This window comes from Nocardia abscessus (assembly GCF_015477775.1).
Taxonomy (GTDB): Bacteria; Actinomycetota; Actinomycetes; order Mycobacteriales; family Mycobacteriaceae; genus Nocardia; species Nocardia abscessus_A.
Map to the genome: position 1 here is coordinate 100,588 of NZ_JADLQO010000017.1, position 23,491 is coordinate 124,078.

Annotated in this window: 23 protein-coding genes, 1 tRNA gene and 1 pseudogene; 6 read left to right on the forward strand and 19 right to left on the reverse strand. The window is 68.5% G+C overall.

Translation table 11 applies throughout. The features are described from left to right. The first annotated feature begins 87 nt into the window (after window positions 1–87). On the forward strand, window positions 88–933 hold the full coding sequence (locus tag IU450_RS32175) for a class I SAM-dependent methyltransferase (protein WP_195153472.1): 846 nt from the start codon (window positions 88–90) through the stop codon (window positions 931–933). Here the strand turns inward: IU450_RS32175 and IU450_RS32180 are convergent. The 4 genes from IU450_RS32180 to IU450_RS32195 all read right to left on the reverse strand — a co-directional run bounded on the left by IU450_RS32180 (window position 917) and on the right by IU450_RS32195 (window position 3,824). After that, window positions 917–1,225 carry a hypothetical protein gene (locus IU450_RS32180; RefSeq protein WP_195068585.1) on the reverse strand — a complete coding sequence of 103 codons (309 nt, stop codon included), beginning with the start codon at window positions 1,223–1,225 and terminating at the stop codon, window positions 917–919. The two genes, IU450_RS32175 and IU450_RS32180, sit on opposite strands and share 17 nt — an antisense overlap. A gap of 102 nt (window positions 1,226–1,327) precedes the next feature. Beyond that, a complete protein-coding gene (locus IU450_RS32185) occupies window positions 1,328–1,486 on the reverse strand; it encodes a toxin-antitoxin system HicB family antitoxin (protein ID WP_168434213.1) in 159 nt (52 codons plus the stop codon). An 11-nt stretch (window positions 1,487–1,497) separates the two neighbouring features. Continuing rightward, window positions 1,498–2,382: an SPFH domain-containing protein gene (locus tag IU450_RS32190; protein ID WP_195153473.1), complete on the reverse strand. Its 885-nt coding sequence runs from the start codon at window positions 2,380–2,382 to the stop codon at window positions 1,498–1,500. Between the two features lie 80 nt (window positions 2,383–2,462). After that, a complete protein-coding gene (locus tag IU450_RS32195; RefSeq protein WP_195153474.1) occupies window positions 2,463–3,824 on the reverse strand; it encodes an FAD-binding oxidoreductase in 1,362 nt (453 codons plus the stop codon). A gap of 71 nt (window positions 3,825–3,895) precedes the next feature. Between IU450_RS32195 and IU450_RS32200 the strand changes: the two genes are divergently transcribed. Next, window positions 3,896–4,795, forward strand: coding sequence for a LysR family transcriptional regulator (locus IU450_RS32200; protein WP_195153475.1), 900 nt, complete (start codon window positions 3,896–3,898; stop codon window positions 4,793–4,795). Between the two features lie 193 nt (window positions 4,796–4,988). On the opposite strand, the gene IU450_RS32205 is transcribed toward IU450_RS32200, so the two are convergent. The 4 genes from IU450_RS32205 to IU450_RS32220 form a co-directional block, all read right to left on the reverse strand. After that, the gene (locus IU450_RS32205) at window positions 4,989–5,741 is read right to left on the reverse strand and encodes an amino acid ABC transporter ATP-binding protein (RefSeq protein WP_195153574.1); all 753 of its coding nucleotides are present in this window, start codon (window positions 5,739–5,741) and stop codon (window positions 4,989–4,991) included. 32 nt (window positions 5,742–5,773) lie between these two features. Then, window positions 5,774–6,730, reverse strand: coding sequence for an amino acid ABC transporter permease (locus IU450_RS32210; RefSeq protein WP_228835417.1), 957 nt, complete (start codon window positions 6,728–6,730; stop codon window positions 5,774–5,776). Window positions 6,731–6,733: 3 nt separating this feature from the next. Further along, entirely contained in the window at window positions 6,734–7,657 is a 924-nt protein-coding gene (locus IU450_RS32215) for an ABC transporter substrate-binding protein (RefSeq protein WP_228835418.1), read from the reverse strand. Between the two features lie 100 nt (window positions 7,658–7,757). Beyond that, complete coding sequence (locus tag IU450_RS32220) at window positions 7,758–8,852, reverse strand: isocitrate/isopropylmalate dehydrogenase family protein (protein ID WP_195153477.1); 1,095 nt, start codon at window positions 8,850–8,852, stop codon at window positions 7,758–7,760. 78 nt (window positions 8,853–8,930) lie between these two features. Between IU450_RS32220 and IU450_RS32225 the strand changes: the two genes are divergently transcribed. Beyond that, on the forward strand, window positions 8,931–9,461 hold the full coding sequence (locus tag IU450_RS32225; protein WP_195153478.1) for a 2'-5' RNA ligase family protein: 531 nt from the start codon (window positions 8,931–8,933) through the stop codon (window positions 9,459–9,461). A 47-nt stretch (window positions 9,462–9,508) separates the two neighbouring features. Continuing rightward, window positions 9,509–9,889, forward strand: a complete 381-nt coding sequence (gene trxA / locus IU450_RS32230) for a thioredoxin (RefSeq protein WP_195153479.1) — start codon at window positions 9,509–9,511, stop codon at window positions 9,887–9,889. Window positions 9,890–10,048: 159 nt separating this feature from the next. Here the strand turns inward: trxA and IU450_RS32235 are convergent, their stop codons facing one another. Both IU450_RS32235 and IU450_RS32240 read right to left on the reverse strand, forming a co-directional pair. Beyond that, entirely contained in the window at window positions 10,049–10,486 is a 438-nt protein-coding gene (locus tag IU450_RS32235; RefSeq protein WP_195153480.1) for an alpha-isopropylmalate synthase regulatory domain-containing protein, read from the reverse strand. Window positions 10,487–10,583: 97 nt separating this feature from the next. Then, window positions 10,584–10,790, reverse strand: coding sequence for a hypothetical protein (locus IU450_RS32240; RefSeq protein WP_195153481.1), 207 nt, complete (start codon window positions 10,788–10,790; stop codon window positions 10,584–10,586). 123 nt (window positions 10,791–10,913) lie between these two features. On the opposite strand from IU450_RS32240, the gene IU450_RS32245 reads away from it, so the two are divergent. Further along, window positions 10,914–11,228: a DUF6191 domain-containing protein gene (locus tag IU450_RS32245; protein WP_195153482.1), complete on the forward strand. Its 315-nt coding sequence runs from the start codon at window positions 10,914–10,916 to the stop codon at window positions 11,226–11,228. A gap of 75 nt (window positions 11,229–11,303) precedes the next feature. On the opposite strand, the gene IU450_RS32250 is transcribed toward IU450_RS32245, so the two are convergent. The 9 genes and pseudogenes from IU450_RS32250 to IU450_RS32285 form a co-directional block, all read right to left on the reverse strand. Beyond that, the gene (locus IU450_RS32250; protein WP_195153483.1) at window positions 11,304–11,798 is read right to left on the reverse strand and encodes a beta-class carbonic anhydrase; all 495 of its coding nucleotides are present in this window, start codon (window positions 11,796–11,798) and stop codon (window positions 11,304–11,306) included. 213 nt (window positions 11,799–12,011) lie between these two features. Continuing rightward, on the reverse strand, window positions 12,012–14,756 hold the full coding sequence (gene polA, locus IU450_RS32255) for a DNA polymerase I (RefSeq protein WP_195153484.1): 2,745 nt from the start codon (window positions 14,754–14,756) through the stop codon (window positions 12,012–12,014). Window positions 14,757–14,874: 118 nt separating this feature from the next. Further along, complete coding sequence (locus IU450_RS32260) at window positions 14,875–16,551, reverse strand: DUF885 domain-containing protein (protein ID WP_228835420.1); 1,677 nt, start codon at window positions 16,549–16,551, stop codon at window positions 14,875–14,877. Between the two features lie 40 nt (window positions 16,552–16,591). Further along, complete coding sequence (locus IU450_RS40225) at window positions 16,592–17,287, reverse strand: ABC transporter ATP-binding protein (RefSeq protein WP_228835442.1); 696 nt, start codon at window positions 17,285–17,287, stop codon at window positions 16,592–16,594. 207 nt (window positions 17,288–17,494) lie between these two features. Next, a pseudogene (locus tag IU450_RS40230) lies at window positions 17,495–18,403 on the reverse strand (ABC transporter ATP-binding protein); the annotation flags it as partial. Continuing rightward, entirely contained in the window at window positions 18,400–19,818 is a 1,419-nt protein-coding gene (locus tag IU450_RS32270) for a branched-chain amino acid ABC transporter permease (protein WP_195153487.1), read from the reverse strand. The gene IU450_RS32270 and the pseudogene IU450_RS40230, both read right to left, overlap by 4 nt. Next, window positions 19,815–20,852 carry a branched-chain amino acid ABC transporter permease gene (locus IU450_RS32275; RefSeq protein WP_195153488.1) on the reverse strand — a complete coding sequence of 346 codons (1,038 nt, stop codon included), beginning with the start codon at window positions 20,850–20,852 and terminating at the stop codon, window positions 19,815–19,817. The genes IU450_RS32270 and IU450_RS32275 overlap by 4 nt, the downstream gene beginning before the upstream one ends. Before the next feature lie 93 nt (window positions 20,853–20,945). After that, window positions 20,946–22,187 (reverse strand): branched-chain amino acid ABC transporter substrate-binding protein, encoded by a 1,242-nt coding sequence (locus IU450_RS32280; RefSeq protein WP_416382927.1) that lies wholly within the window; start codon window positions 22,185–22,187, stop codon window positions 20,946–20,948. 182 nt (window positions 22,188–22,369) lie between these two features. Next, window positions 22,370–22,987: an ANTAR domain-containing response regulator gene (locus IU450_RS32285; RefSeq protein WP_040777220.1), complete on the reverse strand. Its 618-nt coding sequence runs from the start codon at window positions 22,985–22,987 to the stop codon at window positions 22,370–22,372. Window positions 22,988–23,212: 225 nt separating this feature from the next. On the opposite strand from IU450_RS32285, the gene IU450_RS32290 reads away from it, so the two are divergent. Beyond that, a tRNA-Leu gene (locus IU450_RS32290) sits at window positions 23,213–23,296 on the forward strand. Window positions 23,297–23,491 lie beyond the last annotated feature (195 nt).

Below are 23,491 nucleotides of genomic sequence, written 5' to 3' on the forward strand. Positions count from 1 at the left end.
TACGGAAGGCACTCGCGCGTTCAGCGTACGCGACCTCGGTCCGGGCGGGCAAACCGGTCAGGCCGCCACGCCGATAGTCTGATCGGCGTGTCGGAAGATCGCCATGCGCAAGCAAACGCACTGCTCGGAACCTCGGGCATCGCGCGGACCCGGATCGGATCGGCGGCCAGCAGGGTGGCCAGCCGGCGGTGGTGGGACGCCGATGCCGCCCAATACCACGAGACGCACGCGGAGTTCCTCGGCGTCGACTCCCCCGGCGGCGAGTTCGTGTGGTGCCCGGAGGGCCTGCACGAGGGCGACATGCGATTGCTCGGCGATGTCACCGGCAAGCTGGTACTGGAGATCGGCTGCGGCTCGGCTCCGTGCGCACGCTGGCTGGCCGGGCAGGGCGCGCGGCCGGTCGGGCTCGACCTGTCGCGCGGGATGCTGGAGCGGGGGCTGGCGGCGATGGCGCGCGGCGGCCCGCATGTGCCGCTGGTACAAGCGGACGCCGAGGCCCTTCCGTTCCCGGACGCGTCGTTCGATCTGGCCTGCTCGGCGTTCGGCGCCGTGCCGTTCGTCGCCGACTCGGCGCTGGTGATGCGCGAGGTGGCGCGGGTGCTGCGCCCCGGAGGGCGCTGGGTCTTCTCGGTGAACCACCCGATGCGCTGGATCTTCCCGGACGATCCGGGTCCGGCCGGTCTCACCGCCACCATCCCGTACTTCGACCGGACCCCTTACGTCGAGGTCGACGGCGACAACGTGCCCACCTACGTGGAGCACCATCGGACCATCGGCGACCGGGTGCGGGAGATCGTCGCGGCGGGACTGGTGGTGCAGGACATCGTCGAACCGGAATGGCCGGAATGGCTCGACCGCGAATGGGGGCAGTGGAGCCCGCTGCGCGGCGAGCTGTTCCCCGGTACGGCGATCTTCGTCACGAGGAAGCCCTGAGCGTGAGGCGATGGTCCTCGACCAGCTCGAGGATGGAGACCTCATGGCTGACCAGCAGTATCTGCGTCCCCGGCAGGTCGATGAGCTTGCGCAATCCGTCCCGGAAGGCTTCGGCCTCCGCCATGGTGTCGAAGTCCAGTTCGACGAGCACTCGGTTCGGGTTGTGCGTGAATCGTGCCACCCGGCAGTTGCGGGCTCCCGCCTCCGCGAAGTATCGCTCGAGACCGTCGAACGCAGGCTTCCACGTCTCGTAGTCGCGCACGGTGTCGTCGATGTGCACAATCGTGGTCATCACTTCCCCTTTCGCTGCGGACTGCCGGATATTCGCCGATTTCCTTGCAAGTCTTCGCGCCCCGGGGCCGGGGCACCATCTCTGATCGGTATCGAGGTCGCGTCACTGCGACTTCGGTTTACGCCCGGCCTGCTCCAGCGCCAGGCGCAGCGCGTACTCGATCTGGGCGTTGATACTGCGCAGGTCGTCGGCCGCCCACTTCGCGATGGCGTCGTGGACGGCCGGGTCCAGGCGTAGCAGCAGTTTCTTGCGCTCAGCCACGGGGCGCCGCCTCAGGAGTAGAGCGAACCGGCGTTGACGACGGGCTGGGTCGGACGGTCACCGCAGAGCACGACGAGCAGGTTCGACACCATGGCCGCCTTGCGCTCCTCGTCCAGCTCCACCATGCCCTCCTGGGCGAGCCGCTCCAGCGCCAGGCCGACCATGCCGACCGCGCCCTCGACGATCCGGGTGCGCGCGGCGACCACCTGGTTGGCCTGCTGGCGAACCAGCATGGCCTGGGCGATCTCGGGTGCGTAGGCGAGGTGGGTGATCCGCGCCTCCAGCACCTCGATGCCCGCCAGCTCGGTCCGCTCACGCAGTTCGACGGTCAGCTCCTCGGCGACCTCGGTGCCGTCGCGCAGGCTGGTTCGGTCGTCCTCGTGCGCGTCGTAGGGGTGCGTCGTGGCCAGGTGACGCACAGCCGCCTCGGACTGGGTCTCGACGTACTCCTCGTAGTCGTCGACGGCGAAAGCGGCCTTGAAACTGTCCACCACCCGGTAGACGACCACCGCGGCGATCTCCACCGGATTGCCGTCGGCGTCGTTGACCTTGAGCTTCTGCGTCTCGAAATTCCGCACGCGCAGCGAGATGCTCTTGCGGTCGGTCAGCGGGAGCACCGAGAAGAAGCCCGGCTCACTGACCGAGCCGATGTAGCGGCCGAAGAACTGCACCACCTTGGCCTCGTTCGGGTTCACCACGGTCAGACCGGTCGCCAGCAACAGCAAGACGACGACCACGACGATCGCCGCGACGGCGCCGACCACGAACAGCGCGTTGTCGTGGCGGGCGCCCGCGGCGAAGCCGAGCGCCGCGCCGCCGCCGAACAGGATAGTGAGCGCGAACCACCCCAGCAGCACCAGGAAGCCGTTGACGTGGAACGCGGGTCGAAACTGCATGACATCCTCCCAATATCAGAGTGATATCACGAAGATAGCATGGCGCCGCCGCGCCGCACCAGGGCGCGGCGGCGGTGCGCTCACCCGGCGGCCGGTCGGATATTGCGGTTGAAGCGGAAGAGGTTGCGCGGGTCGCGCCGAGCCTTGAGCGCGGCCAGCCGGGCGTAGGTGTCCGGCCGATAACCCGCGCGAGTCTGCGCCTCGTCCGCTTCGCCGCCCGCGCCGTAGAGGAAGTTCAAACTGTGCCCGAGACTCCACGGCCCCAGCGCGGCACGGATATCGGCGCGTGCCGCGGCATTCTCGGGGTCGGTGATGATCCGTACGACGTAGGCGGCCTCGCGATGGTCCACTACGATTCCGGCCTCGCCCGCGCGGGCCAGCGCGCCACCGAGATGCCGGACGTCGACGACCGCTTCGGCGCCGGAATCCGGGCCCGCAGCGGCAAGCAGCGCCGCCGCCGCTTCCGCGGTGAACTCGCCGAGCAGCGCGTTCGTCGCGGCATACGCGTGCGGATGGTCCGGGTCGCCGTGGATGGTGTGCGACTCGGTGTACGGCATCACGCGCAGGTCGTCCTTCAGTCGTTCGCCGACCTCCCGCAGCGGCGCGACCAGCCGTTCCCCTTCCTCGGCCGGACCGCTGTAGGCGATCCGGATCGACGCGACGTACCGGCCGCGCAGCGGCTCGGGCAGCTGCGGGATGTCCGGGTAGGCGAGCATGGTGACCGTCGAGGTCACTTCCTCCGGCACGGTGGCGGTCCACTGTCGCCACACCTCCAGCGCCCGCTCCACCAGTGGCGTGTCGAACACCAGCTGCCCGCCGTAGACCGTGGCGATCGGGACCAGGCCGACTTCCAGCCCGGTCACGACGCCGAAATTGCCTCCGCTGCCGAGTACCGCGCCGAACAGCTCGTCGTCCGCCGTCAGCGTGCGCACCCGCCCGTCGGCGGTGACCAGCTCGATCGCCCGCACGTGCTCGGCCGCGTACCCGAATTGACGCGCGAGCAGCCCGACGCCGCCGCCGAGCAGATAGCCCACCACGCCCACCGACGGCGACGAACCGTTCAGCGGCGCCAGCCCGTGCTCGGCCGCCGCTTCGACCAGCGCACCCGCGCGCACACCCGCGCCGACGTGCGCGGTCCGGCGGTCCGGATCGATTCGGATGGCGGTCATCCGCCGCGTGCTGATCAGCACGCCGCCGTCCGTGGCGACGGACAGCCCGTGGCCGGTGGCCTGCACGGCGACCGGCAGATCGTGGCGCGCGGCGTACTCCACGGCGGCGCGCACGTCCTCGGCGTGCGCGGCGCCGACGATCAGCGCGGGCCGATGCGTGTAGGCGGTCTGGAAGCCGGCGATCTCCGTGTCGTAACCGTCCTCGCCCGGGCGGAAGACCGGGCCGGTGAAGATGTCGACGTTTTCCTCGGTCTGTGCGGCATTGTTTCCCATGCCTTCGACCTTGCTCCGCCACTGCGAAGAAGTAAAACAGATAGTTCTTCTGGTTCCTATAATGATCAGTTATGGAATTGCGGCAGTTACGGTACTTCGTCACCGTCGCGGAGGAAGCGAGCTTCACCCGCGCGGCGGCTCGGCTGCACTTGGCCCAGCCCGGGCTCAGCGCACAGGTCCGGCAGCTGGAGCGCGAGCTCGGCCACCCACTGCTCGACCGTGGTGGGCGCACGGTGACCCTGACCGAGGTCGGCGCCGCCGTACTGCCGCATGCCCGGGCGGCGCTCGCCGCCGCCGAACGGGTGACCCACTTGGTGGACGAGTTCACCGGGTTGCTGCGGGGTCAGGTCCGGGTCGGCCTGATCTCCGGGGCGGCGGTCGAGGAATTCGACGTCGCCGCCGTGCTCGCCGATTTCCACCACGACCACCCCCAGGTCGGCATCAGCCTCACCGAGGACACCTCCGAGCGGATGCTGGCCGCCCTCGGCCGGGGTGAGCTGGATATCGCCCTGATCGGGATGACCGGCGCGGAACTCGATCCCGGCATCGGCGTCGAAGTGGTACTCGAGACCGCGGTGGTGGCCGCGGTCGCGGCGGGCGACCCCGGCTACGGCACCGAGATTGCGCTCACCGCGCTGCGGGATCGTCCGCTGATCTGCCTTACCCACGGCACCGGCATCCGCGGCGTCTTCGAACGAGCGTGCGCGGCGGCCGGATTCGAACCCGGCATCGCCTACGAGGCGGCGGCGCCCGCGCTGCTGCTGCGCCTGGCCGCACGCGGTCTCGGCGTCGCCGTCGTGCCCGAACTCACCACCGAGGAGGCCGCGGCCTTCGGGGTGCGGACGGTACGCATCGTCGAGCCGCAGCCGCGCGGGCGCCTCGCGCTGGCCTGGCGCACCGACCGGCCCTCGAGCCCCGCTGCCAAAGTGCTGCTCGGGCAGCTGCGGATCGCCTTGCGCGCCGACAGGTGAGGAAACGAGCGCTCGGGCCACCGGTACCGCTCGCATCGACCAGGCCGCGCCCATCCAGCCCGCCGGCCGGGCCGCGCGACACCGGGCCAACGCCGGATCCGGTCGAGCGGGCCCGCCCGGCCGGTCGGATAAAACCGAACGGTTCGTCGCTCTGTCGGCGCGACGGCCCTGGGTAGGACCTACGGCACCCGTATCAGAGCAGTCGCGAGAGGAACGCCTTGGTGCGGTCGTGCCGCGGGTCGGCCAGCAGATCCCGGGGCGGTCCCGCCTCCACGACGACACCGCCGTCCATGAACACCAGCTGATCGGCGACCTCGCGGGCGAATCCCATCTCGTGGGTCACCACGACCATCGTCATGCCCGAGCGCGCGAGTTCCCGCATGACCGTGAGGACCTCGCCGACCAACTCCGGATCCAGCGCGGAGGTCGGCTCGTCGAACAGCATGAGCTTGGGATCCATGGCCAGCGCGCGGGCGATCGCCACACGCTGCTGCTGGCCGCCGGACAGTTGCGCCGGGTAGGCGTTCGCCTTGTCCGCCAGGCCGACCCGGTCCAGCAGTTCGCGTGCCCTGGTCAGGGCGTCCGCCTTGCGCACTTTCTTGACCTGTGTGGGCGCCTCGATGATGTTCTCCAGCGCGGTGCGGTGCGGGAACAGATTGAAGTGCTGGAAGACCATGCCGATCTCGCGGCGCTGCTTGGCCGCCGCACGCGGGTGCATCTCGTAGAGCTTGCCGTTCTTCTCCCGGTAGCCCACGATCTCGCCGTCGACGTAGAGCCGGCCGGCGTTCACCTGCTCCAGGTGGTTGATGCAGCGCAGGAAGGTGGACTTGCCCGAGCCGGACGGCCCGATCAGGCACAGCACCTCGCCGCGGCCCACCTCCAGCGAAACCCCCTTGAGCACCTGCAGCGCGCCGAAGTTCTTGCAGACCCGGTCCGCGACGATCATCGGAGGGGAGGTGGTCTTCTCGACGTCGACGGTCATTCCCTCATCCCCTGCTGAGCATCGGCGAGTTCCCGCAGTTGCTTGGCGGTCAACTGCCGGGAGGCGCCGCGCGAATAATGGCGCTCGAGATAGTACTGCCCGACCATGAGCACGCTGGTGATCGCCAAATACCAGGTGGCGGTGACCAGCAGCAGCGGGATGGGCTGGAAGTTCACGCCGTAGATGTCCCGCGCGCGGCCGTAGAGGTCGGTGGACAGCGGGATCGCGGTGACCAGCGAAGTGGTCTTCAGCATGCCGATGAGCTCGTTGCCGGTCGGCGGGATGATCACGCGCATGGCCTGCGGCAGCACCGTCCGGCGCATGGTCTGGCTCCAGGACATGCCGAGCGCGAACGACGCCTCGCGCTGCCCCTCGCCGACGGAGTTGATGCCGGCCCGGACGATTTCGGCCATGTAGGCGGCTTCGTTGAGGGCGAGACCGAGCATGGCGAATGCGAAGGCGGCCTGCAACCCCTGCACATCGAGCTGGAGGAACTGCGGTCCGAACGGGATGCCGAGATGGATCTGGCGATACAGGGACGGAAACAGCCCCCAGAACACCAACTGCACGAAGACCGGCGTCCCGCGGAAGATCCAGAGGTACACCCACGCCGAGGCCCGCAAGACCGGATTCGGCGAGAGGCGCATCACGGCCAGCACCGTCCCGAACGCGATCGCGATCGCCATCGCGAGCACGGTCAGCTCCAGCGTCACGACCGCTCCCGCGGCGATCCGGGTGTCGAAGAGGTATTTCCCGTAGGTGTCCCAGCGGTAGGCCGGATTGGTCGCGGCGCCGTAGACGAACAGCGCCACCAGCGCGAGGATGACCGCCGCCGCTATCCAGCGACCCGGTCTGCGCAGCGGAACCGCTTTGATCGGCTCGGGCTCGCGCGCCGGATCCGCTCCGCCGGGCCCGGGATCGCCGGGGGCCGGCCGAGTGTCGTTGTCCGCCATGGATCAGCTCACGGCGCCGTTGACGACGGACTTGGTGATGGCGCCTTCCTGGACGCCCCAGTTCTTCGTGATCTCGAGGTACTTGCCGTTGTCGATCAGGTGCTGGACCGCCTTCTGCAGCACGGCGGCCAGCGGCGCGCCCTTGGGCACCGCCCAGCCGTAGGGCGCGGAGTCGAACACCGGGCCCGCGTTCTCGATCTTGCCGTCGCTCTGCTTGATCGCGTACGCCGTCACCGGGGAGTCGGCCGACATCGCGTCGACCTGACCGAGCACCAGCGCGTTGGTCGCGGCGCTCTGCTCGTCGAACGGCTTGATGTCGATGGCGGGTTTGCCCTCGGCGACGCACTTGGCGCTCTTGGCGGGCACCTCGTCGGTGTGCTCCACGGTGGTGGCCTGCACGGCGACCTTCTTGCCGCAGGCGTTCTCCGGGTCGATCGGCTTGCCCTTCTGCTGCGCCCACTGGATGCCGGCGTTGAAGTAGGTGGTGAAGTCGACCTGCTGCTCGCGTTCCTTCGAGTCGGTGATCGATGACATGCCCACGTCGTAGGTACCGGCCTGGATCGAGGGAATGATCTTCTCGAAGGCGGACTCGACGTACTCGGCCTCGACGCCGAGCACCGAGGCCACCGCGTCCATCAGGTCCACGTCGAAGCCGACGATCCGGCCACTGGCGTCCTTGTACTCGTTGGGCTGATAGGGGATGTTCACGCCGACCACGAGCTTGCCGGACTGCTTGATCTTGTCGGGGAGTTGCGCGGCGATCTCATCGACCTTCTCCACCTGCACCTTGGCCACCGAGGGTCCGGTGTTTTCGGTGTTCGTGGTACAGCCCGTCAGCACCAGTGCGCCCGCGGCGAGCGCACCGATGGCGGCTCGCAGGGCGCGCCTGCCGAGAAACGAACGATCAGACACAGCAGCCCTCCACATTTTGGATCCACGCAACCCGGGCGTCATCACCCGTTTGGCAATCTAAGCGACCGGGACGCTCCACGCTGGACAGTAATGCAACAGCAACACACCGATCCAGCTACCGGTGATGAACCCTGGCGCACACCTGCTCGGTGAATTCGCCGGTGGAGGCCAGTCCGCCGAGATCGGCGGTGGCGATGCCCGCCTCGAAGGTGGCGGCGACGGCCCGCTCGATGCGCTCACCCGCCCGCGCCAGGCGCACCTCGCCGTCCCGGGCCGCCAGCCAGCGCAACAGCATCGCCGAGGACAGCTGCAACGCCACCGGGTTCGCGCGGTTGTGCCCGGCCAGCGACGGCGCCGCACCGTGCACGGCCTGGGCCATCGCCGTGGTGGCCGAGCAGTTGAGCGACGCCGCCAGCCCGAGCGATCCGCTCAATTCGCCGGCCAGATCGGACAGGATGTCACCGAACAGATTCTCGGTGACCAGTACGTCGTAGTCGGCGGCGGCTCGGACCAGGTGCGCGGCCGCCGCGTCGACGTGTTCGTCGTCCACCTCGACTCCCGGATACTCGTGACCGACCTCGTGGCAGACATCGCGGAACAGTCCCATGGTCAGCGGCAGCACGTTCGCCTTGTGCACGATGGTCACCCGCTTGCGTCGCGTCGCGGCCAGCCGGAACGCCTGGTGCGCGATCCGCTCGCAGGCTGCGCGGGTCACCAGGCCGACCGACATCGCGATATCCGGCGTCGGCCGGAACTCCCCCGAGCCGGCGAACATATTCCGGTCGGCGTAGAACCCTTCGCTGTTCTCCCGGACGATCACCAGGTCGATATCCGGCGCCGCCGCGCGCACACCGGCGAAGGCTCGCGCGGGGCGGATGTTGGCGTAGAGGTCGAATCGCTTGCGGATCACCCCGCCCGGCGCGACACGATGCTCGGCCGGGTAGGACGCGTTGTCGTGCGGGCCGAGAATCCAGGCGTCGACCCCGGCGAGTTCCTCGAGCGTCTGTTCGGGCAGCGGGGTGCCGAACTCGGCGATGGCCTGGTGCCCCATCGCCAGCGGCACCCATTCGACCGGCGCGGCGCCCGCCGCGGACAGCGCCTCATCGACCACCTGCCGGGCGGCCCGCACCACCTCGGGGCCGATGCCGTCGCCGTCGATCAAGCCGAGCCGCAGTGCCCGTTCCCCCCGGAGCTGGTTCGCGTCGTTCACCGGAACATCCTCCCGCCGACATGCCCGGCTGCCGGAACCGGCCCGCGGACACGCCGGTTGCGGTTACCTTCGGGGACCATGGTGCAGTCGGTCGAACTACTCCTCGACGAGGCCGCCGACGCCGAGATCCGGCGCCAGTGGCAACTGCTCGCGGAGGCCGGCGTGGCGAGTCTTGCCGCGCGCACCGACGAGTCCAATCGCCCGCACATCACCGCCGCGGTGGCCAGGCAGATCTGGCCGCGCATCGAGCAGGCGCTGGACGAGCTGACCTTCTCGCCGATTCCCGTGCGGCTGGGCGGGCTGGTGGTCTTCGGCGCGCGCCGCCCCATCCTGGTGCGGCTGGTGGTACCGACCGAAGCCCTGCTCGCCCTGCACCACCGGGTCTTCCACACCATTTCCCCGTGCCCGGGTGTCCCGGCCAATGTGCATCCAGATGCCTGGACCCCGCACATCACCCTGGCCAGGCGGGTGCCGCCGCACCAACTCGGCGAGGCGATCCACGCCGTCGCGCGGGACCGGGATTTTCCGGCGACCGTGCTGGGTATCCGTCGATGGGACGGGGATCAGCGGCGCGAGTGGCCGGTCGGCCGGATCCGCCGTGGAAGATAACCGGAGCAGCCCGCGTTGTAGCAGGCACACCGAAACGAGAGGACGTCATGGCCACCCAGACGCTGACCCAGCACAATTTCGATGAGGTAGTCACCGGAAACGACGTGGTACTCGTCGACTTCTGGGCCGATTGGTGCGGTCCGTGCAAGAGCTTCGCACCGACTTTCGAGGCCTCCTCCGCCAAGCACCCCGACGTGGTGCACGGAAAGGTCGACACCGAATCCGAGCAGGGCCTCGCGGCGGCCGCCAACATCCGGTCGATCCCGACCATCATGGCTTTCCGGGAGGGCGTGCTGGTGTTCGCGCAGCCCGGGGCGCTGCCGCCCGCCGCGCTCGAGGATCTGGTGACCCAGGTCAAGGCGCTCGATATGGACGAGGTACGCAAGCAGCTCGCCGAGCAGCAGGCGGGCGGGCAGCCCGAGCAGTAATCGCGCGGAGTGTAAGTCGCTCCACCGCAAGAGAATTCGCGCGGGGCCCGGCCTCGGACACCGTGAGAACGGCGGTCCGCGTCCGGGCCCGCTCCGCGTCCGGCGCAGCGCGTCCGATCGCGGGGCGGCACACTGCCTCCCCGCGATCGGAGCTCGAGATCAGGACGCGCCGAGCAGGTTGACGCCCGCGATCATGGCGCGCACCGTCGACTCGGCGCCGTCATCCGCGATCGCCGCACCCCAGCCGCGCCTGCCGTTGCATTCGCACCGCACGAACGTGGCGGTGCCGTCCGCGGTGCGCCGCTGGTGGAACTGCAGGATTTCCACCGGATAGCCCTCCTCGTAGAGAGCCGAGGTCATCGCCGCGACCGGACTGCCGGTGGCGACGACGGTCCGCAGATGGCCGGCGAATTCCAGCGTGGCGGTGAACTCCGCGGTGCGGCTGCCCGCGGGCGACCACTCACCGAGGCGGATCGGACCGCCGTGCGCGCAGTAGCGGCTGTGGAACTGCGCCGAGGTCAGCCCGGCGGCTTCGGCGCGGAGGCCCTTGGGAGCGGCGGCGTGGAACATGTCTGTATCGAGAGTCAGGATGGTCATTGAAAGTAGGTCTTCCCGAAGAATGTCGTGGCTCAGTTGACAGAGGGGACCAGCACTAACAAGTCAAATCAGCCCGCAGCGAGGGGGCCGGTCCGAATCAGACCCCGCTGCGGCGGGCTACTACGAGGACTCGGGGACGCGGCGCCACCATCGCGGTGAGCGGAAGTAGCTCGGCGCGCACCTCGGGCTCGAAGGCGGTAGCCTGCGTGACCACGGAGGACCCGATGAGCGACGCCGAAAGCAGAGCGCTGTCGCGGTCTGCGACATGGAGCGCTGCGCTGCGGCAGTCGGCGGGATTCGGCACGGCATCGAGAATAGGGACATCGCGCCGCAATAGCAACCACATCCGGTGCCCGATTTGTCTACTGACGGGTATCATTCGTGCAGTTCAGGGCGTTGCGCGCGGGACGAAGGTAGCGTCGGTGACATGGGTCTCCTCGTCGCCATGACCATCCCGGGCTTGGCCGTCCTGCTCATTCTGTTCGCCTTCGCCGAAGTGGTCTGGAACAGGCTCACCGGCAGCCGTGTGCTGCCCTGGACCCGCAAGCGGTCCGGCCGCCCCGTCGCGGCCGCGGGTTTCGAAGAGGTCACCGCGGTTTTCCAGGGCGGCAAGCAGCACGAGTTCGAGCAGCGCAGGACGACGCTGATGCACCGGGAGGACGCGTCCGACGGCGCGCCGCCGCGCGACGAGGTGGATCTCACCGCCGGTTCGGCACGCTTGGTGCCGCACCGCCTTCCGTGAAACACGCCACAGCGCAGTGAGATCCGAACGACAGCCATCCGGATCGCACTGCGCCGGAGCGGAATTCGATCCGCGCTAGCGGGCAAGCACCTCGTTCAGCTTGCCGGTGGCGACGTCGAAGACGAAGCCGCGAATCGAGTCCTTGTGCGGCACGAACGGGCTGGCGACGATGCGCGCGATCGACTGGCGCACATCGGTTTCCAGGTCCGAGAAGGCCTCAGCCGACCAGTCCGGCTTGATCCCGGTCTCCTCCTGGATGCTCGCCTTGAAGTCGTCGTCGGTGAAGGTGAGCATGCCGCAATCGGTGTGGTGGATCAGGATGATCTCCCTGGTCCCGAGCAGCCGCTGACTGATGGCCAGCGAACGGATCTCATCGGCGGTGACCACGCCGCCCGCGTTGCGGATGACGTGCGCCTCGCCCTCGGCCAGGCCGAGCGCGCCGTAGACGTTGAGCCGCGCGTCCATGCACGCGATCACGGCGACGCCCTTCGCGGGCGGCAGCGGCAGCGGGCCTCGGAAGGTGCTCGCGTAGGCCGCGTTGTTCTCCAGGTACTCGTCGGTGACAGTCATGGGCCATCCCCTGCGCTCGGTATGCGTGAATCCCTATGTGTGACCAGCCCCACGGTAGGTGGCCGCGCAGCACGAGACACCGGTCCCGTTCACCGTGATTCGTTCACTTGCACGCGGCGGCCCGATAGTAGCTCCGCGGATGCCGGATGCCGGGCCCGTGCGGTCGGGCCCGGCATGTCCTCCTGCGATACACCGCCTCCTGCACTACGCCGGTCAGTGCGCGGCGGAGTCCCAGCTGTGGCCGACGCCGACCGAGACCTCCAGCGGTACCGACAGGGCGATCGCCGCGGACATCTGTTCGCGCGCCAGCGCCTCGAGCGCCTCCCGTTCCCCGTCGGCGACCTCGAACAACAGTTCGTCGTGGATCTGCAGCAGCATCCTGGAGCGCAGGCCCGCGTCGCGCATCGCGCGGTGCACGTTGATCATCGCCACCTTGATGATGTCGGCCGCGGTGCCCTGGATCGGGGCGTTGAGCGCCATCCGCTCGGCCGATTCCCGGCGCTGCCGGTTGCTGGAGTCCAGATCGGGCAGGTAGCGGCGGCGCCCGAACAGGGTCTCGGTGTAGCCGACCTTGCGCGCCTGCTCCACCACCTCGTAAAGGTAGTCGCGGATGCGGCCGAAGCGGGCGAAGTAGACCTCCATCTGCTCCTTCGCCTCGGTGGTGCTGATCTTCAGCTGCGCGGAAAGGCCGTACGAGCTCAACCCGTAGGCCAGGCCGTAGGACATCGCCTTGATCCGGCGGCGCAGTTCCGGGCTCACCTCCGAGATCGGGATGTCGAACGCTTTCGACGCCACGAAGCTGTGCAGGTCCTCACCGGAGTTGAACGCCTCGATCAGGTTCTCGTCCCCGGACAGGTGCGCCATGATCCGCATCTCGATCTGGCTGTAATCCGCGGTCATCAGCGACTGGTAACCGGGGCCGACCACGAAGGTGTCGCGGATCTGCCTGCCGGTGTCGGTCCGGATCGGTATGTTCTGCAGGTTCGGTTCGGTCGAGGACAGCCGCCCGGTGGCCGCGATGGTCTGATTGAACGTGGTGTGGATGCGGCCGTCCTCGGCGACGCACTTGAGCAGGCCGTCGACGGTGACCTTCAGGCGGGTGGCGTCGCGGTGCGCGAGCAGATGTTCCAGGAACGGGTGCTGGGTCTTCTCGTAGAGCGACTCCAGCGCGTCGGCGTCGGTGGTGTAACCGGTCTTGGTGCGCTTGGTCTTCGGCATGTCCAGCTCGTCGAACAGCACCACCTGCAACTGCTTGGGCGATCCCAGGTTGATCTGCTTGCCGATCACGTCGTAGGCCGCCTCGGCCGCCTCGGCTACCCGGTCGGCGAACTGGCGCTGCAGCGTCGCCAACTGGTCGGTGTCCACCGCGATGCCCGCCTCCTCCAAGGTGGACAGCACACCGAGCAGCGGCAGCTCCATGTCCGCCAGCAGCGGGGTGGACTCGATCTTCGCCAGTTCCCCGTCGAGCGCGTCGGCAAGGTCGGCGACGGCACGCGCGCGCAGCATCTGCGCCCGCGCCAGCTCGGCGTCGACGGTGTCCTCGTCGTCGAGCAGCGACAGCTGCGCGGTCTCGTCGGTCTCGGCGCGCAGCTCCCGGTGCAGGTAGCGCAGCGACAGGTCATCGAGGTTGAAGGTGCGCTGGCCCGGACGCACCAGATACGCGGCGAGCGCGGTGTCGCTGGTCAGCCCGCCGAGCGTCCAGCCGCGGCCGCGCAGTGCGTGCACGGCGGCCTTGGCCTCGTGCAGCGCCTTCGGCACGGCCGGGTCGGCGAGCCAGGCGCCCAGCGCGGCCTCGTCCTCCGGGGTGAGCACCGTGACGTCGATGTAGCCGCTCTCCCCGTCGCCGGCCGCGATGGCCAGCGCGCGGACGTCGCCACCGGCCGGTGAACCCGTGCCGAGGATCGAGACACCGTGGCGCACACCGGATTCGGCGTGCTCGGCGAGCCAGGACGCGACCGCGCCGATCTCCAGCGCACCGCCGCTGATCTCGAAACCGGCCTCCGCCTCCGGCTCCGGCGGGGCCAGCGTCTCGAACAGCCGGTCGCGCAGCACGCGGAACTCGAGATCGTCGAACAGCTGGTGGATCTTGCCGCGGTCCCACGGGCCCTGCGCCAGCTGATCAGGGGTGTACGGCAGCGGCACCTCCCGCATCAGTTCGGTGAGCTGCCGGTTGAGCACCACGCTGCTCAAATTCGCCCGCAGCGCGTCGCCGACCTTGCCTTTCACCTGATCGACCTTCTCCACCAGCGTGTTCAGGTCACCGTATTCCCGAATCCATTTGGCGGCGGTCTTCTCGCCGACTCCGGGGATACCGGGAAGGTTGTCGCTCGGATCGCCGCGCAGCGCCGCGTAGTCCGGGTACTGACTCGGTGTGAGGCCGTACTTGGCCATCACTTCCTCGGGGGTGAACCGGGTGAGATCGGAGACGCCCTTGCGCGGGTACAGCACCGTGACGTTCTCGTCGACCAACTGAATGGCGTCGCGGTCGCCGGTGACGATGAGGACCCGGAAACCCGCGGCCGCGGCCTGGGTGGTGAGCGTGGCGATGATGTCGTCGGCTTCGAAGCCGTCGATCGCCATCACCGGGATGCCCAGCGCGCCGAGCACGTCCTTGGTGAGTTCCACCTGTCCGCGGAACTCGTCCGGCGTGGTGGTGCGGTTCGCCTTGTACTCCGGGTACGCCTCGGCACGGAAGGTCTGGCGCGACACGTCGAACGCCGCCGCCACGTGTGTCGGCTTCTCGTCGCGCAGCAGGTTGATCAGCATCGCGGTGAAGCCGTAGACCGCGTTGGTGGTCTGCCCGGTGACCGTCTTGAAATTCTCCGCCGGTAGCGCGAAGAACGCGCGATAGGCGATCGAATGCCCGTCCAGCAACAGCAGCGTCGGCCGGTCTCCCGAGCCGGGATCGCTGGAGCCGGACGCGGGGGCGGGACGCGGAGCGGTCGTGGGTGAACTCACGCCCCAGAGTCTAGGGACCGGCACCGACAAGGCGATACGCCGACACCCGGCAGCCGGACGCCGCCCGGGCCCGACTTTCGGCCCGTGGGGCGCGGCGGGCGACCGCGCCCCACGGCGTTCACAGCGTGGCGACCAGTTCTCGCAGCACAGGCAGGCTCACCGACCCGGAACCGAGCACCACGTCGTGGAAGGCCTTGATGTCGAAGTCCGCGCCGAGCCGTTCGGTGGCCCCCACCCGCTGGCGCAGGATCTCCAGCTGGCCGATCTTGTAGCCGACCGCCTGCCCCGGCATGGCGATGTATCGGTCCACCTCCACGGTGATCTCGGCCAGCCCGACCGGCGCGTTGGCCACCATGAAGTCGATGGCCTGCTGCCTGCTCCACCCCTTCGCGTGCAGGCCGGTGTCGACCACCAGGCGGCAGGAGCGCCAGGAGTCACCGGCCAGCATGCCCAGTCGCCCGAGATCGTCTTCGTACAAACCCATTTCGTCGGCCAGACGCTCGGTGTAGAGCGCCCAGCCCTCGACGAAGGCGGTGTTGGCGAAGGACTGACGCTGGAAGCGGGGCAGGTGGTCGAGTTCGTTCGCGATGGTGAGCTGCAGATGATGGCCCGGAATCGCCTCGTGGAAGGCCACCGACGCGGTCTCGTAGCGGCCGCGGCCCGTGGGATGGTGCTGGTTGACGAAATACGTGCCCGGCCGTGACCCGTCGGCGGCGGGCGGGAAGTAGTACGCCGCAGGCGCATCCGCGGCCAGGAACTCCGGAACCGGGACGATGTCGCAGGATTCCTTCGGCAGGCGCCCGAACCAGTTCCCCATCTCGGCGGTGGCCACGGCCAGCGCCCTGCGGGCGTCGAACATGATCTGCTCGGCGTCGTCGTAGCACAGCTCGGGATCGTCGCGCAGCCGTCCGAATATCTCGCCGAGATCGCCGGTGCCGAACAGGCGGGCGCCCACCGTCGCGTACTCCTCGCGCAGCTTCGCCAGCTCGGCCAGACCCAGCTCGTGGATCTCCTCGGCGCCGAGCTCGGGCAGCGTCGTGTGGTGGTGCAGCTGCCGCCGGTAGATGTCCTCGCCGTCGGCGCCGAGCCAGCACAGGCCCGGCTTGTCGTCGGGGCGGGCGGCGGGCAGCAGTTCGTCGTAGAGCGCGTCGCGGTAGACCTGGAAGGCGGGCCGGATGACATCCCTGGCCACTTCGGCCAATTCGGAGCGCCACGCGGACTCGCCGTCCCAGCCTTCCGGCCCGGAGAAGGTGACGAACGGGTCGGCGGCGATGTCGGAATCCAGGTAGCCGTCGAGCTGGTTGAGCGAGCGCTCGATGGTGATCCGCGCGGGCGCGCGCCCGGCGGCCAGGCCCGACCGGAACCGCTCCACGGCCTGACCGAGCATGTCACCGAACTGCCGGTACCGGCGCACCAGCGCCAGCGCGTGCTCCGGCCGCGGCGCGTTCGTCTGCGGCGCCACCATGAGCACGCCCGCGTGCACGCCGCTCATCTGGTCGGAGGCCAGCTCCACCGGCCGCCATTCCAGGTGCTCGATCGCGCCGCTCAGCTCGGTGCGCAGCAGGCTGCGGGTGACGCGGTCGGTCGGGTTCAACCGCTCGGCGTCGAGCGCGTCGACCGAGCGCAGCAATTCGCGCCAGGTCGACAGCGACCGCTGTTCCGCGTCGACGGACAGATCCTCGATCCGATCGTCGAAGCGGCGGTCGCCGAGCAGGGTCGCCTCGCTCGGCGCCGCCTCGAGCACGCTGTCCCAATACCGCTCGGCCAGGCTCATCAGCTCGTCGTGACCATCCATGGTGACGATCATGCCTCGAGCCGGGCCGCGCGGCAGGCGACTAACCTACGCCGAGATACGCCGATTTCACCGCGGGATCGGTGAGCAACTCGGCGCCACGGCCGGTTTTGGTGACCTCACCGGTCTCCATGATGTAGGCGCGGTCGCTGCGGGCCAGGGCCTGCTGGGCGTTCTGCTCCACCAGCAGCACCGTGGTGCCCTGCTGGTTGATCTCACTGATGATCCGGAAGATCTGCTGGATCACCATGGGCGCCAAGCCCATCGACGGCTCATCGAGCAGCAGCAGCCGCGGCCGCGCCATCAGCGCGCGGGCGATGGCCAGCATCTGCTGCTCGCCGCCCGACAGGGTGCCGCCGACCTGTTTGCGCCGTTCGAGCAACCGGGGGAACAGCTCGAACACCCACTCCAGCGTCCGCTCGTACTCGGCCTTCTGCTTGAAACCGCGTCCGTAGCACCCCATGTCGAGGTTTTCCTGCACCGTCATGCCGGGGAAGACGCCCCTGCCCTCCGGCGCCTGGATCAACCCGTGGGTCACCCGCTCGTGCGCCTTCATCCGAGTGATGTCGCGGCCCTCGAACAGGATGCGGCCCCGGGTCAGCGGCAGCAGCCCGGACATCGCGCGCATGGTGGTCGTCTTGCCCGCGCCGTTGGCGCCGAGCAGGGTGACCAGCTCGCCCTCGGCGACGGTCAGCGAGATCCCGTGCAGCGCCTGGATCCTGCCGTAGTTGACGACCATGCCCTCGACCTCGAGCAGCGGCGCGCCCGCGGCTGCGGGCTCGGGCGTCACCTCCTGCTCGGTTACCTCGGCCTTGCGCAGCGGCACCGCACCGGGTTGCGGGCCGGTCGGCGCGCCGTTGTCCGCCTCGGCGTCTTCGCCTGCGGCACTGCCGGATTCGTTCGCACCGGAATCCGGCACACCGAGGTAGGCGGCGATCACGGCGGGGTTGTCCCTGATGTCCGCGGGCAGCCCGTCGGCGATCTTGCGGCCGAACTCGAGCACCACGATCCGGTCGGTCACGCCCATGACCAGCCGCATGTCGTGCTCGATCAGCAGCACCGTGAACCCGTCGTCACGGATCTTGCGGATCAGGTCCATGAGCGCGGACTTCTCGCTCGGATTGAACCCGGCCGCGGGCTCGTCCAGGCACAGCAGCTTCGGCTCGGTGGCCAGCGCGCGGGCGATCTCCAGGCGGCGCTGGTCGCCGTAGGAGAGGTTGCGCGCCTTCTCCACCGCCCGCGGGGCGATGCCGACGAACTCCAGCAGCGCCATGCCGCGCTCGATCGCGTCCCGTTCCTCGCGCCGGTGCCGCGGCGTCCGGAACACCGCCCCCGGCACCGAGGTCCGGTGCCGGGCGTCGGTGCCGACCACGACGTTCTCCAGCGCGGTCATCTCGCCGAACAGCCGCACGTTCTGGAACGTGCGGGCGATGCCGAGCCGGGTGATCGCGTTGCGCTTGGTCTTGGTCAGCGGCTTGCCGTCGAAGGAAACCAGTCCGGAGGCGGGCTGATACACACCGGTGATCGCGTTGAAGCAGGTGGTCTTGCCCGCGCCGTTGGGCCCGATGAGACCGAGGATCTCGCCGCGGCGGATCTCGAAGCTCACCTGGTCCAGGGCGGTGAGTCCGCCGAACTTCACCGTGAGGCCCTCGGTGCGCAACAGCGGCTCCCCGACCGCGGTCTCGATCTCGCGGTGCGGGGCCACGACTTCCGCGACGGTCTCGGCGTCGGCGAGGTCGGGGATCACCTGGGTGACGTCGACCGTGCCCGCGGACTCGACCTGCGGCTCGGCTGCGTAGCCCGCGGCCATGTCCTCGTTGTCGAACAGCGCGTCACCCGCGCCCGGCCCGGTCATCGTCCCGCTCCGATCGGTTCGCCGGCGGCCGGTCTGCGCACGGCCTGGTACACCTGCCTGCCGTAGGTGAGCAGCTTCTGCCGCACCGGGAACAGACCCTGTGGACGCAGAATCATCATCACCACCAACGCGATACCGAAATACAGATACTTGAGGTCGCCCAGCGACTGCGCTCCGCCCTTGCGGAACAGCAGCACGCTGCCGAGCAGCAGCAACGCCAGCACGCCGGTCACCACCATGCCGGTGATCACCCCGCGGCGCGGCCACACGCCCAGCCGGGCGGCCCACAGGCGCCAGGCGACGATCAGGGCGACGAACGCCGCGACATCGATCGCCAGCAGGACGTACCCGGTCGACTCGTTGCTCACCAGGTTCACCGATTGCAGCCGTGCGGGCAGATAGGCGATGACGAACGCGCCGAAGATCACCCCGAGCTTGTTGCCCTGTCCGCCGATGACCACCGCGCACAGGAACAGCATCGAGTTGATGATGTTGAAGCCGGTGGGGTTGATGAACTGCACCTGCCCGGCGTAGATCGCCCCGGACATACCGCCCACCGCGGCGCCGATCATGAACGCCCACAGCTTGAACTTGAACGTCGGCACACCCATGATCTCGGCCGCGTCCTCGTCTTCGCGGATCGCCACCCAGGCGCGGCCGACCCGGCTGCGCTCCAGATTGCCGACCACCAGCAGCACGACGACCACCAGCGCCATGCCGAACCAGTACCAGTAGGTGCCGTAGCTGGCGCGGTCGAGGAGGTTCGCGCTGTCGGGGTCGCCGCTGTTGCCACCGGAGAACACACCCTCCGGTTTGCTCGCCGACTCGCCGACGTGCGGGTACGCCACACCCGACAGGCCGAGGCTGCCGTTGGTGATCTCGGTGAGGTTCTCGGCGAGCAGCCGGACGATCTCACCGAAGCCGAGCGTCACGATCGCCAGGTAGTCCCCGCGCAGGCGCAGCGTGGGCGAACCGAGGATCAGGCCGGAGACCGCGGTCACCGCGACCGCGATCGGCAGGCAGGCCAGCCACGCCCACTCCGGATCGAGCCAGCCGCCGTCGGTCTGGTTCCACGGGCTGTTGGGGCTGGTGAGCAGGCCGACGGTGTAGGCGCCCACCGCGTAGAAACCGACGTAACCGAGGTCGAGCAGGCCCGCTTGGCCGACCACCACGTTCAAGCCGATGGCCAGCAGGGCGTACATCGCCACCTGCGCCATCACCAGGCCGAAGTTGTAGGAGGGAGTGTTCAGCAGCGGCGGCGGGAACAGGGGCAGCAGTGCCAGCAGGATGAGGATCGGGACGCCGACGCCCCACTGCGCGGGCCTGCTCAGGCCGTCCCACCACGTGCGGATCGCATCGCCGATGCCGCGGCGCGCGGCGTCCGGCGCGGACGCCGTCTTCGTCGTTTCGGTCATGCGCGTGCCCTTCCGAGACTCTCGCCGAGGATGCCGGTCGGGCGAACCATCAGCACAAGAACCAGCACCACGAACGCGACCACGTCACGCCACTCGGTGCCGAAGAGGATCTGGCCGTACTGCTCCACCACACCGAGCAGCAGTCCGCCGAGCAGCGCACCGCGCAGGTTGCCGATACCGCCGAGCACCGCGGCGCTGAACGCCTTGATACCGAGGACGAACCCGCCGGAGTAGATGATCCCGTTCGGGATCTTCAGCGTGAACAGCATCGCCGCCGCGCCCGCGAGCACGCCGCCGATGAGGAAGGTCAGCATGATGACCCGCTCGCGCGACACGCCCATCAGCGTCGCGGTGTCCGGGTCCTGGGCCACGGCGCGGATGCCACGGCCGAACTTGGTCCGATTGATCAGCACCTCGGTGGCGATCGCCAGCACCACGGCCGCCAGCACGATGAGCAGCATGATGTTGGTGACGTCCGCGCCGCCGAAACTGAATTGCACGGTGGGCTCGACCAGCCGGATCGGCTGCTGTGCGTTGGTGCCACCGAGATCGGGGCGGATCTTCGGCAGCACGAAGTGCACCAGTTCCTGCAGCACGAACGACATGCCGATCGCCGTGATCAGGAAGGCCAGCGGCTTCGCGCCCCGTTTACGCAGGGGCCGGTAGGCCACCCGCTCCAATCCGACGGCCGCGCCGCCGGATACCAGCATGCCCACGATCATCGCCAGACCCAGATAGACGACGGTGAGCACCACACCCTGGGTGTAAACGTCCGGACTCGCGACGAATCCGAAGATCATCAACCCGATCAATTGCCCGAACAACCCGAGCATGAAAATTTCCGAATGGGCGAAATTGATCAGCCGCAATACGCCGTAGACCAAGGTGTAGCCCACAGCGACCAACGCATAGATGGCGCCGTAGGTCACGCCGTCGACGGTCAGTCGCCAGAAACTATCGACCAGTCCCTCGTAGTTGAAGTCGATCGAACCGGCAGTGAGTTGTATCCCACCGGCCAATAGCGTTTGTTTCATTTATTTCTGCCCTCATCCTTTCGCCCACCGAAGAACGGCACGTACGGGGATTCGGATGAACCCCCGTACGTGCCGTGCGCCCGGGATCCGGGGCTACTTGACCTCGTACACCCAGATCAGTGCGTTCGACAGTTCACCGTTCGGGTTCCACTTGTACTGACGCGCGAGGCCGGCACCGTCGTACGTCCGCACATAGTCGAGCAGATCCGGGCGGGTGACCTTACCGCCGTCGATGCCCTTGGCCAGGATCGTGGTGAGGTCGTAGGCCTCGACCGAGTAGACGCCCGGCGCCTGACCGTTGAGCGCCTCGTAGTCCTTGGCGAAGTTCTCCGGGGCGGGACCACACGGGCACGACAGCTTCGCGCCCTTGGCCGCGCTGCCCGCCTGGGCGACGAACTGCGGGTCGTTGGTGCCGTCGGCGGAGACGAAGACCGCCTTCACGCCACCGGACTTCAACTGCTGGGCCAGCGGCGCGCCCTCGGAGTAGTAGCCGGAGTAGAAGATGGCGTCCGGGTTCGCGGCCGCCACCTTGGTGACCGTCGCGGAGAAGTCCTTGTCGCCCTTCTTGATGCTGGCGGCGCACGCCGGGTCGGCGGCCGCGCCGAGCCCCTCGGTGATCGACTTCGCCAGGCCGGTGCCGTAGTCGGTGTTGTCCTGGATGACGCAGACCTTCTTGTAGCCCGCGGTGTTGACCAGGTACTTCGCCACGGAGGGGCCCTGCACGTCATCGTTGGCCAGACCGCGGAAGAAGGTCGTCCAGCCGTTCTGGGTCAGCGTCGCGTTGGTCGCCGACGAAGTGACCGAGACCAGCCCGGCGTCGCTGAGGATCTTGCCGGTCGCCTTCGTCTCCCCGGAGAACGCGGGACCGACCAGGCCAATGATCGACCGGTCGTTGACGATCTGCGGGATCACCTGGGTGGCCTTCTGCGGGTCGCCCTCGGTGTCGAACTGCTTGAGGTCGATCTTGCAGCCGGGGTTGGCCTTGTTGTGCTTGTCGAGGGCGAGCTTGACGCCGTTGACGATGTTGATGCCGAGCGCGGCGTCCGGACCCGTCAGCGCACCGGCCATCGCGACCGACGTACCCGGCGCACAGGTCGCCTTGCCGTCGCCCGCGGGATCGGCAGCCGTGGCCGCGTCGGCCTTCGGCACCTCCTTGCCCTGCTGGTCGACCTGCAGAACCGGCTGGATGGACAGGCCGCCCGCGCCGTTGGTGCCCGAGGAATCCGAACCGCTGCTGGTGGATTTGTCACTACAACCGGTCAGCACCAGCGCGGCGGCGGCGCCGACGGCCAGGACACCTCGCGTCGAGCGACTGCGCCATGTCGAACTAAGCACGTTTCACCTCATCTAAGTTCTGTGCTCCCCCGGGGTCGCCGAGGAGGCCGACCATGTCAGCCCGGTCAGAACATAGCGTCGGTACGTTAGTTCCGCATCACATTCGGATCATGCGCGCGACATCGTTTCGAATTCTTGTTCACGATGACGTTTCGTCCGCGTAAATTTTCCCGCTGCCGCGGTCACTTCGGCGTCAGGTTCTCCAACACGACCTCCGCGACCGCCTTCATGGTGGTGCGGCGGTCCATTGCGGTGCGCTGAATCCACTTGAACGCCTGCGGCTCGGAAAGACCCTGGGTCTGCATCAGAACACCCTTGGCGCGCTCGACCAGCTTGCGCGTCTCGAGCCGGTCGGCGAGATTCGCGACCTCGCTCTCCAGCGCGGTGATCTCGTGGAACCGGCTGGCCGCCAATTCGATGGCGGGCACCAGATCCGATTTCGTGAACGGCTTCACCAGATAGGCCATCGCACCGGCGTCCCGCGCCCGCTCCACCAGGTCACGCTGACTGAACGCGGTCAGGATCACCACGGGCGCAACACGTTTCGACGCGATCTCAGCCGCGGCATCGATACCGTCGCGACGCGGCATCTTCACGTCCATGATGACCAGGTCCGGCCGGTGCTCGACCGCGAGATCCACCGCCTGCTGACCGTCACCCGCCTCGCCGACCACCTGATAGCCCTCTTCGGTCAGCATCTCGACCAGATCCATGCGAATGAGCGCCTCGTCTTCGGCGACGACGACCCGCTTCGCCCCGGCGTCCCGTTTGGTGCCGGCGCCCCCAGCTGCTGTGCTCATAGGTAGACCCCTCTGGTTCCGATGCCCTGTACCCGGCCCAATCGAAGGAAAGCCGCGATCGCACCGGGCGAACTCGGGCCGACCATCGGGCTGTCGAGTGATGTAAAGAGTACCTTTCACTTCGGCATAGAACGCATATACCCTGCGCAAACCGTGCGCTCGCGCCGCAACGACCGACCCATTCGCTTTGACGCCACCCGACCCGCTATAGTTGCCACCCGGTGCGCCGAGTTGGCGGAACTGGCAGACGCGACGGTCTCAAAAACCGTTGTCCGAAAGGACGTGTGGGTTCGAGTCCCACACTCGGCACTCGCTTTGGGGGAACCCTGCTCGCGGTGAGCGCTCGCTTGGGTGCTCGTCATTTCTTCTGGGGGTGCAACCCCCAGGCCCCGCTCGGCGGGGCTTCGCCCCCCCGAACCCCCCGACGGGGTGGTTGCGTTGGGTGGGGACGGTACGTTGGTGATCAGGGCTTGTGGGGTGCATCCCTGGGCTGTCATTCGGCGG

Coding starts and splice junctions, on each gene's coding strand:
- IU450_RS32180 (WP_195068585.1), bottom strand. CDS start 1,225: ATGACCACGATTGTGCACATCGACGACACCGTGCGCGACTACGAGACG.
- IU450_RS32190 (WP_195153473.1), bottom strand. CDS start 2,382: ATGCAGTTTCGACCCGCGTTCCACGTCAACGGCTTCCTGGTGCTGCTG.
- IU450_RS32195 (WP_195153474.1), bottom strand. CDS start 3,824: ATGGGAAACAATGCCGCACAGACCGAGGAAAACGTCGACATCTTCACC.
- IU450_RS32200 (WP_195153475.1), top strand. CDS start 3,896: ATGGAATTGCGGCAGTTACGGTACTTCGTCACCGTCGCGGAGGAAGCG.
- IU450_RS32205 (WP_195153574.1), bottom strand. CDS start 5,741: ATGATCGTCGCGGACCGGGTCTGCAAGAACTTCGGCGCGCTGCAGGTG.
- IU450_RS32210 (WP_228835417.1), bottom strand. CDS start 6,730: ATGGCGGACAACGACACTCGGCCGGCCCCCGGCGATCCCGGGCCCGGC.
- IU450_RS32215 (WP_228835418.1), bottom strand. CDS start 7,657: ATGTGGAGGGCTGCTGTGTCTGATCGTTCGTTTCTCGGCAGGCGCGCC.
- IU450_RS32225 (WP_195153478.1), top strand. CDS start 8,931: ATGGTGCAGTCGGTCGAACTACTCCTCGACGAGGCCGCCGACGCCGAG.
- trxA (WP_195153479.1), top strand. CDS start 9,509: ATGGCCACCCAGACGCTGACCCAGCACAATTTCGATGAGGTAGTCACC.
- IU450_RS32235 (WP_195153480.1), bottom strand. CDS start 10,486: ATGACCATCCTGACTCTCGATACAGACATGTTCCACGCCGCCGCTCCC.
- IU450_RS32245 (WP_195153482.1), top strand. CDS start 10,914: ATGGGTCTCCTCGTCGCCATGACCATCCCGGGCTTGGCCGTCCTGCTC.
- IU450_RS32250 (WP_195153483.1), bottom strand. CDS start 11,798: ATGACTGTCACCGACGAGTACCTGGAGAACAACGCGGCCTACGCGAGC.
- IU450_RS32260 (WP_228835420.1), bottom strand. CDS start 16,551: ATGGATGGTCACGACGAGCTGATGAGCCTGGCCGAGCGGTATTGGGAC.
- IU450_RS40225 (WP_228835442.1), bottom strand. CDS start 17,287: ATGGTCGTCAACTACGGCAGGATCCAGGCGCTGCACGGGATCTCGCTG.
- IU450_RS32270 (WP_195153487.1), bottom strand. CDS start 19,818: ATGACCGAAACGACGAAGACGGCGTCCGCGCCGGACGCCGCGCGCCGC.
- IU450_RS32275 (WP_195153488.1), bottom strand. CDS start 20,852: ATGAAACAAACGCTATTGGCCGGTGGGATACAACTCACTGCCGGTTCG.
- IU450_RS32285 (WP_040777220.1), bottom strand. CDS start 22,987: ATGAGCACAGCAGCTGGGGGCGCCGGCACCAAACGGGACGCCGGGGCG.